The sequence below is a fragment of the Flavobacterium sp. TN-1 genome, assembly GCF_052828645.1.
In genome coordinates this window covers 659750-674338 of record NZ_CM128253.1, presented here as the reverse complement: position 1 = coordinate 674338, position 14589 = coordinate 659750, and the positions used below count along the sequence as shown (strand labels likewise).

The 14589-nt window shown below is 30.1% G+C and carries 10 protein-coding genes; 8 read left to right on the top strand and 2 right to left on the bottom strand.

The features are described 5' to 3' along the window. Nucleotides 1-26: 26 nt before the first annotated feature. Nucleotides 27-1094, bottom strand: a complete 1068-nt coding sequence (locus tag ACUXZJ_RS02750; RefSeq protein WP_060381368.1) for a glycosyltransferase — start codon at nt 1092-1094, stop codon at nt 27-29. 85 nt (nt 1095-1179) lie between these two features. Here ACUXZJ_RS02750 and trmB point away from each other — a divergent pair, with 85 nt between their 5' ends. The 6 genes from trmB to ACUXZJ_RS02720 all read left to right on the top strand — a co-directional run bounded on the left by trmB (nt 1180) and on the right by ACUXZJ_RS02720 (nt 6530). Next, nucleotides 1180-1854: a tRNA (guanosine(46)-N7)-methyltransferase TrmB gene (gene trmB / locus ACUXZJ_RS02745; RefSeq protein WP_060381369.1), complete on the top strand. Its 675-nt coding sequence runs from the start codon at nt 1180-1182 to the stop codon at nt 1852-1854. 944 nt (nt 1855-2798) lie between these two features. After that, the gene (locus ACUXZJ_RS02740; RefSeq protein ID WP_060381370.1) at nt 2799-3425 is read left to right on the top strand and encodes a LysE family transporter; all 627 of its coding nucleotides are present in this window, start codon (nt 2799-2801) and stop codon (nt 3423-3425) included. Beyond that, a complete protein-coding gene (locus ACUXZJ_RS02735) occupies nt 3419-3760 on the top strand; it encodes an MGMT family protein (RefSeq protein WP_063743428.1) in 342 nt (113 codons plus the stop codon). The genes ACUXZJ_RS02740 and ACUXZJ_RS02735 overlap by 7 nt, the downstream gene beginning before the upstream one ends. 168 nt (nt 3761-3928) lie before the next feature. Further along, a complete protein-coding gene (locus ACUXZJ_RS02730) occupies nt 3929-5056 on the top strand; it encodes an Mrp/NBP35 family ATP-binding protein (protein ID WP_060381372.1) in 1128 nt (375 codons plus the stop codon). Between the two features lie 70 nt (nt 5057-5126). Next, a complete protein-coding gene (locus ACUXZJ_RS02725) occupies nt 5127-5366 on the top strand; it encodes a NifU family protein (protein ID WP_060381373.1) in 240 nt (79 codons plus the stop codon). A gap of 105 nt (nt 5367-5471) precedes the next feature. Then, nucleotides 5472-6530, top strand: a complete 1059-nt coding sequence (locus ACUXZJ_RS02720) for an NAD(P)/FAD-dependent oxidoreductase (RefSeq protein ID WP_063743427.1) — start codon at nt 5472-5474, stop codon at nt 6528-6530. A 148-nt stretch (nt 6531-6678) separates the two neighbouring features. On the opposite strand, the gene ACUXZJ_RS02715 is transcribed toward ACUXZJ_RS02720, so the two are convergent. Next, entirely contained in the window at nt 6679-7545 is an 867-nt protein-coding gene (locus ACUXZJ_RS02715; protein ID WP_063744154.1) for a DMT family transporter, read from the bottom strand. Nucleotides 7546-7638: 93 nt separating this feature from the next. Between ACUXZJ_RS02715 and ACUXZJ_RS02710 the strand changes: the two genes are divergently transcribed. Together ACUXZJ_RS02710 and ACUXZJ_RS02705 are read left to right on the top strand one after the other, a co-directional pair. Then, nucleotides 7639-7962 carry a heavy-metal-associated domain-containing protein gene (locus ACUXZJ_RS02710; protein WP_235588335.1) on the top strand — a complete coding sequence of 108 codons (324 nt, stop codon included), beginning with the start codon at nt 7639-7641 and terminating at the stop codon, nt 7960-7962. A 158-nt stretch (nt 7963-8120) separates the two neighbouring features. Continuing rightward, nucleotides 8121-14519: a S8 family serine peptidase gene (locus tag ACUXZJ_RS02705; RefSeq protein WP_446195717.1), complete on the top strand. Its 6399-nt coding sequence runs from the start codon at nt 8121-8123 to the stop codon at nt 14517-14519. The last annotated feature ends 70 nt before the right edge of the window (nt 14520-14589 follow it).

The following is a 14589-nucleotide window of genomic DNA, read 5'->3' as shown; positions in this document are numbered from 1 at the left end:
GACAAGTAGAGTACGTTTAAAAATCACTATTTGTCTTCTAAATTAAAAACTTCTAAATATTTTTTCCAGTTAACTTTATTCTGAAATGGAATAAAACCTTTAAAATCATTTATTTGTTCTAGTTTTTTAAGACTAAATTCATCTTGCATACAATACGGACTTATCAGTTCATCACTTAGTTTATGTGCTAAATATATTTGTTCGTATTGTCCAGGAGTAGGAATAAAAAAAGCTTTTTTACCTATGCAAGCTAAATCCATAACGGTGGTATAGCCAGAACGGCAAATAATGTATTCACTCGTGTTAATGGCAATTTCTAATTGATCAGAACTCATGAAATTATAAAAAGTAAAAATGCCTTCATTGTTGATTTTTTGCTCTTTATCAACTTTCCCTTTTATAAATAAGACAGATCCCTTATAGTCTTTTAATTCTAATATTAATTTTTTTTCAAGAAGACTTCTTTGTGGTTCAGGACCTGATAAAATAACCATGAGATCATACTGAATATTTAATTTTTGTTTTTTAAAACGACTGATAGGACCTAAATAAAAAACATTTTTCAGAGGCTCTTTTAGATGACCTAAATCACCTGTTAAATTTTTATCTCCTTCAAAATCGGGTACCCAACAAGACGTATATTGTTTAACCACTAGTTGGTGTAACCAAGAAGTAATCAAAGTCGTATTGCCAGTTAAAACATTTAATTGATGAGTAATATAAACACAAGGTATTTTTTTTGAATAAATACCCAACCGATTATCAGAAATAATACCTTGTATATTGTAAATTCTAATAATCTTTTTTGTTGCTAATCTTTCTAAAAAAACGGCTTTTAAAATAGTATGACCATTGCTTATTAATTTCCATTTAAAAAAACAACCCTTTTTTGCATATTTTATTCTATACGAAGGAATTGAGATAAAAGTTAAATATGGAAATTCAAATTTTAATAATTCAAGAGCCTCACCATCTGAGGCTATAATAGGATTCATGCCATGGGCTAAGAGGGCTCTTATAATAGGAATACAACGCGTGGCGTGACCTAAACCCCAATTAAGAGGGGCTACAAGTATGTTTTTAGTTGTTTTCAAATACAATATTTATAAAAGAAAGGTAAAGATAAAACACTTTATTATACCACATAATTATTTAATTTTGCCAAAACTTTAAGAAATTGTGGGAAGTAAAAATAAATTAAAACGTTTTAAAGAAAATGAAATTTTTGATAATGTTATTCAACCTACTCGTGATGAGGTAGTTAATGGCGATTTTCCTTACAAAGGAAAATGGCGTTCAACATTTTTCAAAAATGATAATCCGATTATAGTAGAATTAGGATGCGGTAAAGGAGAGTATACCATAGGCTTAGCTTCAAGAAATCCGAATGTAAATTATATAGGAATAGATGTTAAAGGTGCTCGTTTTTGGAGAGGTGCTAAAACAGCCGTAGAAAATGGTATGAATAATACAGCTTTTGTACGCACTCAAATTGAGTTAATAGAAGGTGTTTTTGATGCGCATGAAATTGATGAGATCTGGATTACATTTCCCGATCCACAAATTAAATACAAACGTACAAAACATCGTATGACCAACAGTGAGTTCTTAAAAATATATAAAAGAATTTTAAAACCTGATGGAGTTGTAAATCTAAAAACAGACAGTGAATTTATGCACGGATATACATTAGGATTGCTACATGGTGAAGGACATGAAGTATTATATGCTAATCATAATATATATAAAAACGAGGGTGCTCCTAATGAAGTTCTAGAAATACAAACGTTTTATGAAAAGCAATATTTAGAAATTAATAAAGCAATTACCTATATCCGTTTTAGAATTAAATAGTGACAAAGAATAAAAAATAAAGAAAATATTATTTTTGATAACTATTCCTATAATATGAAGTTGCTCAACCAGTATTTCTACGAAGTTAGTAAATCAAAACTATTAAAAACTCAATGATAATAGCAACATAACAGTGTTAGAAAAGGATGATGCTTTGTCAAATAATTCAGAATTTATTGGATAGGTCAAAATTAGAGATACTGGATTTACTACTGATTTGCAGATATGACAAAGGCGTTACAGATGCAAAAAAATCAGGCAGAAATATTATAAAATTAATTAAAGCAAAAATATAAGAAATAAAAGGAAAATCCAGATTACTAGAAGATAGTGATTACGCACCGATTTACTTTCATAGACCGAGTTTTGCAATAAGAATTTTATTAGGTTGCAAAATAAAAGATTCTAATGATTTTATAATAGACAGGTTAAGGAATGAAAAAAAATGTTTATGAAACTAAGAATTTTGGTAGTCAGAGTTTTTGTGGAACTTTAAAAACGAAAGAAGAAATCAAAATTAATATCGAAAAGGAAAAGAATATTTCGTTAGATGTGGTATTAATTTAGGTGTCTTTATAGGGAAAGTTGAAATAGAATTAATCGAAAACCATATTAGAACGAGAGAATTAGATAAAATAGAATAAAGCGCTAAATAACCGTTTTACTAAACTATGGCTTTTTTGATTCATTACAATTGTTAGTTTTAGAAATTAAAATTGTATACATTTGCAACAAAAAGTGTTAAAAATATGCAACTTTATAAAGAGGTGATGTATTTAATAAAAGTCAAAAGAAGCTGTTTTAATAATCTTTTTTAATTTTGTAAAAGCTTCTTTTGATTTAGAAAAAACTTATTCAAAAGTAAAAATACGAGGTCATTTTCTATACTAAAAGACCAAAAGGTTTTCTTCTTGAATAAGTGCAAACCAACCAAATGATATAAAATGTCTATTCTTCTAGCCTTTTTTTTAGCTACTTTTTTTTCAAGTATGGGAGTTTTGCCACCAGGTATGCTTAATATGCGTGTAGCAGCTATCAGTATCAAAAAATCTATACGAAAAGCCAAAGAATTTATATTAGGAGTATCTATCATAGTAACATTACAAAGTTTTTTAGGGTTTTATTTTGCCACCTTTTTTCAAAACCATCCACAACTAACAAAAAATTTAAAACTAGTCGGAATCATTATATTTATTGCTTTAACTATATTTTTTTTAGGGAAAGGCGTACAAAACGTGATTCAAACCAGTAAATTAGAAGCAAGTGAAACAAAAAGTAAAATCTCTCCTTTTTATCAAGGAATTACATTATCCATATTAAATGTTTTTCCTATCCCTTACTATGCCTTTTTAAGTTTATATTTTTCCGCATTTATACCCAATTTTTTTACACCCATCATAGGAATAGCTTATGTTTTTGGAGCTGTATTAGGAAGTGCATTAGTTTATATCTTATACGCTTTTCTTTTTAAAAAATGGGAAAGCAAAATTTCATTTTTTGTAAAAAATGTTAATTTTATTATCGCTACAGTTACAGGAATAATAGCCCTTTTTACATTATACAAATGGTAATTTCTAAAAAAGATAATGAAAATTTTTTTGAACGAGTTTATGAAATAGTACGACAAATACCTTATGGTAAAGTAACGTCATACGGAGCCATAGCCAAAGCTCTTGGAGCTAGTAGATCTGCTAGAATGGTAGGTTGGGCAATGAATGCTTGTCATAACATGAATGATGTACCAGCACATAGAGTAGTAAACAGAAACGGAGTCTTAACAGGCAAACATCATTTTGATGGATCTAACTTAATGCAACAACTTTTAGAAAATGAAGGTATTAAAATAGTAGACAACCAAATTATTAATTTTAAAAAACATTTTTGGGAACCCCAAGTAGAACTCTAAATAATACTCGATTTTTTAAAACTACCACCCATTGTTTTCATTTATTATAAGATAAAAACTTTTAAACCTCTAAAGTTTTAAACTCCTAAACTTCTCATTATCTTTGCAATCTAAAATCAGTTTAAATAAATATAAACTATTTAAATAGACTGCTAATAGTTATTAAAAATGAAACTAGATAGAAAAGAAATATTAAAAGCGTTAGAAACCATATCTATTGCAGGTGAAGGCAAAAATATGATTGAAAGCGGTGCTGTTACCAATGTATTAACTTTTGGAAATGAAGTAATAGTAGATGTTACTTTAACAACTCCAGCCATGCATATTAAAAAACGAGCAGAAGATGATATTCGTAAACTAATTCATGAAACATTTTCTCCAGAAATAACAGTAAAAGTAAACATAAAAGTAGAAGTACCTGAGAAAAATGAGATAAAAGGAAAAACAATTCCAGGAATTTCTAATATTATTGCGATTGCTTCAGGTAAAGGAGGAGTAGGTAAGTCAACAACCACTGCAAATTTAGCCGTTACTTTAGGCAAAATGGGATTTAAAGTAGGTGTTTTAGATGCAGATATTTATGGCCCTTCTATGCCTATTATGTTTGATGTTGAAAATGAAAAACCAACATCTATAGAAATAGAAGGTAAATCAAAGATGAAACCAGTAGAAAGTTATGAAATTAAGCTACTTTCCATCGGTTTTTTTACAGCACCTAGTCAAGCCGTAATATGGCGTGGTCCTATGGCAGCAAAAGCTTTGAATCAAATGATTTTTGACGCTGCTTGGGGCGAATTAGATTTTTTACTTATTGATCTACCTCCTGGAACAGGAGATATTCATTTATCAATCATGCAATCTCTACCTATTACAGGAGCAGTAGTAGTAAGTACTCCACAAGCTGTGGCGTTAGCAGATGCTAAAAAAGGAGTATCTATGTTTTTATCCGAAAGTATTAATGTACCTGTATTAGGAATTATTGAAAACATGGCATATTTCACACCAGAAGAATTACCAAATAATAAATACTATATTTTTGGTAAAGAAGGAGCTAAAAATTTAGCGGAAGATTTACAAGTACCATTCTTAGGTGAAATACCAATTGTACAAAGTATTCGTGAAGCTGGAGATTATGGTAGACCAGCAGCTTTACAGACAGCTTCACCCTTAGAAAAAGTGTTTGAAGAAATTGCTCGAAATGTAGTAGAAGAAACAGTTAAGAGAAACAAAGATCTTCCTCCTACAGAAGCGATTAAAATAACAACAATGGCTGGCTGTTCAGCTACAAAAAAATAGTCTTAAGATATCAGTCACAATGATTTGTCTATCTTGTGACTACAAGCCGTAAATGTAAATAGAAAGAAAGATGACAAATCAAGAATTAGAACAAAACGTTATAAAAGCTTTAGATGAAATACGTCCTTTTCTTAAATCCGATGGAGGAGATATTACACTAATTAGTATAGAAGATAAATTAGTGAAGGTTCGTTTAGAAGGAGCTTGTACAAATTGTAATTTAAGCATCAGTACGCTAAAAGCAGGAGTAGAAACCACAATCAAAAAATATGCTCCACAAATTGAAAGTGTAATTAATGTTAGTCAATAAATTTAAGAAATATTTACAAATTTTCTTATTGATAAATATCATGATTTTTATCCGATATTTAATAGAACTTTAAAACCTTAATCTCCCTTTTAAAATTTAAACGAAATGATAGAAACAGATATACTTATTATAGGTGCAGGACCTACAGGCCTTTTCGCGGTATTTGAAGCAGGTTTGTTGAAATTAAAATGCCACTTAATAGACGGTTTACCACAACCAGGAGGACAACTAACTGAATTGTATCCTAAAAAACCCATTTTTGATATTCCTGGTTTCCCTTCTGTAAATGCAGGTGACCTGATTGATAATTTAATGGAACAAATAAAGCAATTTCAACCTGGTTTTACACTAAATGAAGTAGCTGAAAAAATTCAAAAGTTAGAAGATGGAACCTTTATTGTAACTACCAATAAAGGAACAGAACATCATGCTAAGGCAGTAGCCATTGCTGGTGGATTAGGGATTTTTGAACCTAGAAAACCAGTTTTAAAAGACCTAGAATTTTATGAACAAGAAGATAGAGGAGTAGAATATTTTGTAAAAGATCCTGAAAAATTCCGTGATAAAAAAATTGTAATCTCAGGAGGAGGTGATTCCGCTCTTGATTGGACCGTTTTCTTGTCAAAAGTAGCTTCCGAAGTAACATTAGTACACCGTCGTAACGAATTTAGAGGAGCTTTAGATTCTGTTGAAAAAGTACAAGAACTAAAAAAACAAGGAAAAATTAAATTAATTACAGAAGCAGAAGTATGCGGTTTCAAAGGTTCTGAACGAATTGAATCAGTAGATATTCAAGTAGGAACAGAAAGAATGAACGTAGTTTGCGATTACTTTATTCCCCTTTTTGGTTTAACACCTAAATTAGGTCCCATCGCTAATTGGGGACTTGAAATAGAAAAAAACGCAATCAAAGTAAATAATGCGTTAGATTATCAAACAAATATAGAAGGTATTTACGCTATAGGTGATGTAAACATATACCCAGGTAAATTGAAACTTATCTTATGTGGTTTTCATGAGGCAACCCTTATGTGCCAGAGTGTTTACAATAAATTAAATCCAGGTAAAAAATACGTTTTAAAATATACTACAGTTTCAGGAATTGATGGCTTTGATGGCTCAAGAAAAGAAGCTGAAAAAGCAGTTGTAAAAGCAATCCAATAAAATATAAGGCTGTTCAAAAAACAATAAAAACCTTTTTTATTAGTGATAGGAAGAAATTGTATCTACCTGTATTATCTAATTTGCTTCAAGTCTTCTTTTAAAATTAGTCAAAGCAAACAAATAAGAAGTATATTGTTTTAGAACAGCCTCATTTCTTACTCGCCAAGTATACTCCACTTAATATAATTCCTGTACCAACTAATTGCATAATATTTAAATCCTCACCATCTACTAGCCCCCAACCTAATGCTACAATAGGAATAAAATATGTTACAGATGAAGCAAATAATGGAGAAGATATTTGAATGAGTTGATAATATAAAATATTAGCAATACCTGTTCCTATCATTCCTAGTATTAATATAAATAAAGTTGATCGTATAGTTTCAGGTTGCGTGATAACTTCTCCATACCCATTATAAAATAAAATAAGAAGAGCAGGAACTAACATTATTGTAAAATTTCCAGTAGAAATACTTAATGGGCTAACATCAGGTAAGTATTTCTTTATTAAATTTATATTTAAAGCATAGCAAACAGTTGCAATAACCACTAATAAAACACAAAAATAATGTGTTTCACCATTGATTTCCTTTCCAAAATAAACTAAAAAAAGACATCCTATAAGCCCTAATAATATTCCGATAATCTGGTTTCTAATACAACTGAAACCAAAAGCCAATACACCTATTAATAAGGTATAAAGAGGAGTCAATGAATTGAGTATCCCACTCATAGAGCTTTTTATACCAGTTTGAGCATAAGCAAAAAGAAATACAGGCAAACCATTTCCAAATAAAGAGGTTAAGGCTACATATTTCCACTTATAAGAAGGTATTTTAAAAAGAGATTTAAATCCTACAATTATTAAAAAGCTAAAAGCAAAAATAAGCCGTAAAGCCCCTAACTGAAAAGGATTAAGTCCAACTAATCCTCTTTTCATTAAAATAAACGAACTACCCCAAATCAGAGATAATAAAAACAAAAGGAACCATTTGTTGTTTTTGCTCGGCATAATGTATGTTTTTGAGGTCAAAATTCTATTAAATTTTTTAATTACACTATTGAAATACATATTTTTGTTTCTAATAATTTTAAAATAATGATTATGAATAAAATAATTTGTGCAATAACTTTAGTAATTATGATGATCAGCTGTAAAAATGAGCGACAATCAGTAGATTCAAAAATTAAAAAAGAACTCGTTAAAACAGAAAAAATGACGGTAAAGATTAAAGGAATGACCTGTGCTATTGGATGTGCTAAAAGAATTGAAAATAAACTAAATGAATTAGAAGGAGTTCAAAAAGCGAAAGTTGATTTCAATTCAAAATTAGCAACTATTGAATATGATGGATCTATACATTCGAAAGAATCATTAGTTAAGTTTATTCAAGGTATTGCTGATGGTAAAACATATAAAGTTGAGTAAAATAATGAATGAGCCTCTTAAAAATGAATAAAAAACCAATTCTAAGTATTTGGTTTTTTTTTATTTATTTCTGTTTATTTTTATTGAGTTTGTTTGTTTTTAAGCTTTTGATTTGGTATTTTGTTATTTTTTGATAGATTTGCGAAAAAAATAATAAAATGAGAAGAAAATTACTAAGCTTTAGTTTCTTTGCATTTTCATTTTTTGGTTTTGCCCAAGATGGTAATTTTATAACTATCAACGGTAATAGAATAAGTTCGAATGATGATTTTAAAAAATTGAAGTCAACTTATTCAAAAGAAAAAATGATTTCTGCAAGAAAAAAAAGTACAGAAGATCCAATTCTAATTGTACAATTTAAAAAACCTTTGAGTAAAAATGAGCAAAAAAGCTTATCGGAAAAAGGAATTAATGTATTGAGCTATTTCTCGGATAACGCCTATTATGCTAGATTAACATCTGGTTTTTATGAGAAAAATATTAGCAATTCTAATATCAAAACAATTTTTGTAATCAAACCAGAATACAAAATTGCATCAGAGATTGTTAAGAATGATATTCCGAACTATGCTAAGGATGGAGAATTGTTAGATCTAGTAGTTACGTATCATAAAGAAGGTAATAAAAATCGTCTAGACGAAAGTCTACGTGATATGGGAGTGAAAAACTTTAGAATAAATGAAGATTTTAATCAAGTTTTTTGTAAGCTATCAAAAGAAAAAATTTTAGAATTAGTAGAGTTAGGAATAGTTCAAAATGTTGAATTAGCTCCAGCACCCGCAGTTTTAGAAAATAATCCAGGAAGAACTTCTCATAAAGTAAATGTTTTATCATCTAATCTGAACGGATTAGGATATGGATTAACTGGTAGTGGTGTGAAAATTGGTATTTGGGATGGCAATGTAGAACCTCATAAAGATGCTACCAATAGACTCTTTACCAGAGAATATGAATCTCCAAGTACACATGGTAGTCACGTTTTTGGGACTATGGCAGGAGCAGGAATCATGGATCCTCTTGCAAAAGGAATGGCACCTAAAGCGACCGTATATGCTTGGAATTTTAATGTTCAATCTAACGGATTTAAAGTTTATGAGGAACGATTAATATGTGCTAATAATGATGGAATTGAATTAACACAAAATTCTTATGGTGTTAACCTTGAAAAAGGATACAGTACCACTAGATATGATGTTTCTGATAGAGGAGATGATGATGTAATGGTTAGAAAAAATTATTTGTTAACCATGTATTCAAATGGAAACTCACAATCAGCAAATCCTGCTGCTGGTGGGTTTTATACTTCTACTAAAAATTCTAAAAATGCGCTACACGTAGCAGCCAATGATCCTAATGAAAGTATAAGTAATTATAGTAGTTTTGGTCCTACAGCAGATGGACGTTTAGTTCCTCAAATTTCAGGTATAGGCTCAGATGTGTATTCTATGAGTTATAACAATTCATACGAAGTAATGAGTGGTACTTCTATGGCAACCCCAGGAGTTACGGGTACCGTAGCATTATTGTATGAACGCTATAAAAACAAGTTCGGAGGAAGACCTTTAGGATCTTTAATGAAAGCCATTGTATGTAATACAGCAGATGAACTAGGTAATATAGGACCAGATTATAAATATGGATACGGAAAAATTAATGGATTACGTGCCGTTCAAACAATTGATGAAAATAGATTTTATACAGGATCTATCACAAATGGAGTAGATAATCAAAAAGTAATTACGGTTCCAACTGGTACAAAACAGTTAAAAGTTATGTTATGTTATACTGACTTACCAGGTGTACCAGGTGCAAGTTCTGTTTTGGTTAATAATTTAGACCTTAAAGTGTTGCGTAATGGGGAAATTTATTTGCCTTGGGTATTAAATCCTATTCAAGCAAATAATCCAGCAACTAAAGGAATTGATAACTTAAATAATATAGAACAAGTTACAATTGATAATCCTGAACCAGGTAATTATACAATTGTTGTTAATGGTAAAAATATTCCCTTAGATGCACAAGAATTTTCAGTAGCGTATGATTATATAAAACCTGAATTTAAATTAACATATCCTATAGGAAATGAAAAATTAATTCCAGGAACAAAAGAATTTATTCGTTGGGATTATGTAGGAGAAGCAAAGCCTTTTATTTTAGAATATTCAAATGATGGAGGAAATAGTTACAAACAAATAGCAGAATTGCCTGCAGCAGCTAGAACTTATCTTTGGACAGTACCTAACGAAGTTGGAACTAATTTTAAAATTAGAATTTTAAATGGAGCAAAGATTGTATCGTCTAAACAAGTATTTACTTTAATGTCTAGACCTGTAAACTTCAAATCAGAAACCCTTACAACTTGCGGTACTACAAATTTTAAATTGACTTGGGATGCTATTCCTAATGCCAAATATGAAATTTTAAGATTAAGTGCTAATGGAGAAGAATTTGAAGTAATATCTGAAGTAGCAACAAACGAATATACGGTAAACGCTGTAAGTAATCAAGTTTATACAGTAAGAGCAATTGATTTAACAACTAATGCCCTTTCTGAAAGAGCAATTGCTGTAATGATAAATCCTATAGCTTCAAAAGAGTTAGCCGTAAATAGCCTACCATACAAAGAAGATTTTGAAACATTAAATCCTAACAACATTACCTTAACAGCTAATCCAACAGGTAATGCTTCTATCATGTATTCAAGTCCAAAAGGTAGAAACGGAATTGTATTTTCAGGTAATGGAATGGCAGGAGCAACACCATGGGTTGTGTCTTCTGTATCAGGATTTGGTGCTACATCAACTACAAATGCTTTTAAAGACAATCCAACATATATCAAAAAAGCTACATTTTGTGAATTTGATGCCACCGCTCTTGCAGGAAAAAAAATACGCTTAAAATATGATGTGCGTTATGAAAATCCTAATTTTTCATTAAATAAAATTTTCTTAAGAGTTCTTGTCAATGGTACAGAATTAGTAAGTGATCAAGGATATAAATTTATCACAGGAATAGCAGGTTCAGGATCGCCTATTTATGATCTAAGTGCTTATGCTGGTGGTAAGATAAACCTTGTTTTTGAAACGGTTATGGATGATAAGGATGTTAATACTACATCAAAAAAAACAAATACACTTAGCTTAGACAATATAATGCTTTATGAAGCAGCAGATGATCTAGGGATAAGTTTTGCTAATACTAGTGTTTCAACACTTTCAAGCACTTCAACAGCTGTAAAAATTTCACTTAGTTTGATTAATTATAGTCCTAATGAAATTTCTAATATCCCAGTTTCGTATACAATAAATGGAGGGGCACCTATTAATGAAGTAATAGCAGGACCTATAGCACCAATGGGACGTTTTAGCTATGATTTTACCACAACTCAAAATATGAGTGCATTAGGAAAATATGCAGTAGTAGTTAAAGCAAATATGGTTGGAGATACTAATCCAGCAAATAATACCTATAGTTTTAATCGTACTAATAATGGTTCAGATATAGCAATTAGTTCACCTACACTTGTACATACTGGATGTGATATAAGTTTTACTGACGATGGTGGACGTTTTGATGACTATAAAAGTATATCAACTCCAACAGCTGCAAAAAAAGCTACTTTTAAACCCGCTATTGCTGGTAAAAAAGTTAAAGTAGATTTTACAAGTTTTAATTTAGAAGATCGTTGGGATTTTCTGAAAATATACAATGGACCAGATGAAAAATCACCATTAATTGCATCTTATACAGGAAATACTATACCTGCTTCTATAACTTCATCAGCCGCTAACGGAGAATTAACATTTGAATTTGTACCTGATGATGCCGTAGCAGAGAGTGGTTGGGTAGCTAATATTACATGTGTTGATTATGTACCATTTGTAGATGCTGGAATTATATCTATTACAAAACCTGAAATATTAGGTAAAAAGTCAACGGAAGTTGCTGTAACAATTGTAGTTAAAAACACCTCTTCTGATAGCAGATCTAACTTGCCTGTATTTTATCAGATTAATGGAGGACAAAAAGTGGAAGAAGTTATAGCTTCTATCAACGGTTTTGAAGAAAAAGAATATACGTTTACTACAAAAGCAAATTTGACCACAAATCCAGATGAAAAATTTGCTTATGTAATCAATGCAGGTATCAATGAAGATGATACGAATTTAGCTAATAATACAAAAGAAAAAGTAGTATATAATAAGTATGGTCTACCAGGAAATGTTAATACAGATGGATATGCAATCACAAACCTAAATTGGAATACTTTCTCTAATGCAAGCGGAGTAACAGGATATTCAGATTTTAAAAATTTATCCATTCCTGTATTCAAAACAAAGGTTTATTCTCCTAACGTTACTATTTCTAAAGCAGATTTACCTTTAACTAGATCATTAACGTTAAGTACAGGAGTATTTACAATTATGGTTGTAGACTTAAATAATGATGGTAATTTTGGAGATGAATATTATGCGGGTAAATATTGGGTAAATACAGAAGCAAACGAACCAATTTTAGCATCTACTAGAACTACTCACTATTTTAAAAATGTTCAAAACAATACAGTAGGAGTTTCCATCCCTTCTGATGTGCCAACAGGAAATCATACAGTTCGTTTTATACACATGTTTAGAGATAAAGCAGAATCTTTTAATGTAGTGTTAGGACCAACAAAAGACGGGTTAACAACTTCAAGAAATGATTTTGAAATTGAAGAATACACCTTAAATGTCCAAGAACTTCCAACTGCAGACGTTGAACTAGTTGAAATTCTTGATTTATATCCAAGACTTAATAATACAAGCGTTGTAACCGTTAAATTAAGAAATAATTCATCAGTTGCTTTAAAAAACTTTGATATTGCTTATAAAATAAATAACGGTGCAGAAGTTAAACAAACAGTAACAGCAGATGTTAATCCTGCTAGTGAAGCTATTGTTTCATTTACAACAGAAGCTGATCTAAGAGCTATTCAAGAATATACTATAGAAGCATATACCCAATTAGTAGGTGATGAAAATACTAGTAATGACAAGAAAGTTCTAACAATTAAACACGTAGCACAAAATATACCAAACAAAGTAGCTAATTTTGATGGTAATGATGATATATTGATCGCTAAGCCAAATCAATTATTTGAATTAACCAATGGATTTACCTTCGAAACATGGATTAATCAAAAAACACCAGCTCCAGGTTTTGGTAGATTTTTCGATAAAGGAAATATTATTGCATTTATAAACAATAATGCAGGACATTCACTATATAAAGAAAACAGTTTAATTATAAGCGTAACTAAAAATTCTGAAACATTTGCTTTAAATACAGCAGCAAACACCATCAAGTTAAACGAATGGATGCACATTGCGGTAACGGTAAGTAAAACCAATCAGTATAAAGTATACATCAATGGAGTTGAGGTTCCTGCAAGATTGGTTTCTGGAACAGTTGGAGCGGTAAAAACTAATAATACTTCTCCCTTACTAATTGGTAATAGTGCAACTCTAACAAGAGGATTTAATGGAAATATTGACGAAGTAAGAGTTTGGAATACTGAAAGATCAGCAGAAGAGATTGCTAATAATCAAAATGTTAAGCTAACAGGAAATGAAGCAAACTTATTATTTTATCTTCCAATAGCTGAGGAAGAAGAAGTTTTTGCTTATGATAAATCAGCTTTAGATAATACAGCTAAGGCTAGTAATACAGGAACAAACTTTTTTGAGACACCTAAATTATTACGCAATTTTAATTTAGTAGGACAATTAAAAAACGTTTACAACGAAGCAGATAAGTCCTTTACTTTCCATGTATCTGATACATTTGATTTAACTAAAGCAATTTTTGATTTTACTACTAATATGTTTTCTAATGCAGTGATAAATAATGTTGTGCAAGTTTCAGGAGTAACTGAAAATAATGTTGCGACAGAGTTTATTTTAACAGTTCTAGGTACAGGATTAAATGCAGAAATAATAGAAAACTATACCGTAAAAATTAAAAAAGGCCTAAATGCAGAATCAAAATTAATTAGCTATAAGTTTTTAACTACAGATAATAACGTCTTAGGTCAAAATTTAGAAACGATTATTAATGGAGTAAATGTAGTAGGAAATAAAAGAAATGCCAATCTTTCTAACTTAATTGCAACTTTTGAAACATCTCCAAATGCTACTGTTTTTATAGATGGAGTAAAACAATTAAATAATAAAACAGCTGCATTAAACTATGATGGACAATCAGTAGTGGTTTGCGTAGTGGCAGAAAATACATTGTCAAAAACCTATTATGAGGTAAGTTTTGAAGAACCTCTTTCTAATGATAATTTTGAAAATGAAATAATTTCAGTTTATCCAAATCCAGTAAATGAAGGAGAAACGATAACATTAAGCAAAGAAGGAAAAGTAGTTATATACGATTTAGTAGGGAAAAAAGTTTTAGAATCTAAAGACGAAACTAAAACAATTGATTTATCAAATCTAAAACCAAGTACTTATTTGTTAGAGTTAACGGCTAATAATAAAAATAAAATCCGTAAAAAAATTATTATTAAATAATAAATAGTTTTACCATAAAGAGAGGCTGTTCTTTTGAATAGCCTCTTTTTTTTGTCCTAAATGTCTTCTC

Bases quoted from the DNA above. Each gene is read 5' to 3' on its own strand.
- ACUXZJ_RS02740 (WP_060381370.1), top strand. From the start codon at position 2,799: ATGTCTATTCTTCTAGCCTTTTTTTTAGCTACTTTTTTTTCAAGTATG.
- ACUXZJ_RS02735 (WP_063743428.1), top strand. From the start codon at position 3,419: ATGGTAATTTCTAAAAAAGATAATGAAAATTTTTTTGAACGAGTTTAT.
- ACUXZJ_RS02730 (WP_060381372.1), top strand. From the start codon at position 3,929: ATGAAACTAGATAGAAAAGAAATATTAAAAGCGTTAGAAACCATATCT.
- ACUXZJ_RS02725 (WP_060381373.1), top strand. From the start codon at position 5,127: ATGACAAATCAAGAATTAGAACAAAACGTTATAAAAGCTTTAGATGAA.
- ACUXZJ_RS02720 (WP_063743427.1), top strand. From the start codon at position 5,472: ATGATAGAAACAGATATACTTATTATAGGTGCAGGACCTACAGGCCTT.
- ACUXZJ_RS02715 (WP_063744154.1), bottom strand. From the start codon at position 7,545: ATGCCGAGCAAAAACAACAAATGGTTCCTTTTGTTTTTATTATCTCTG.
- ACUXZJ_RS02710 (WP_235588335.1), top strand. From the start codon at position 7,639: ATGAATAAAATAATTTGTGCAATAACTTTAGTAATTATGATGATCAGC.
- ACUXZJ_RS02705 (WP_446195717.1), top strand. From the start codon at position 8,121: ATGAGAAGAAAATTACTAAGCTTTAGTTTCTTTGCATTTTCATTTTTT.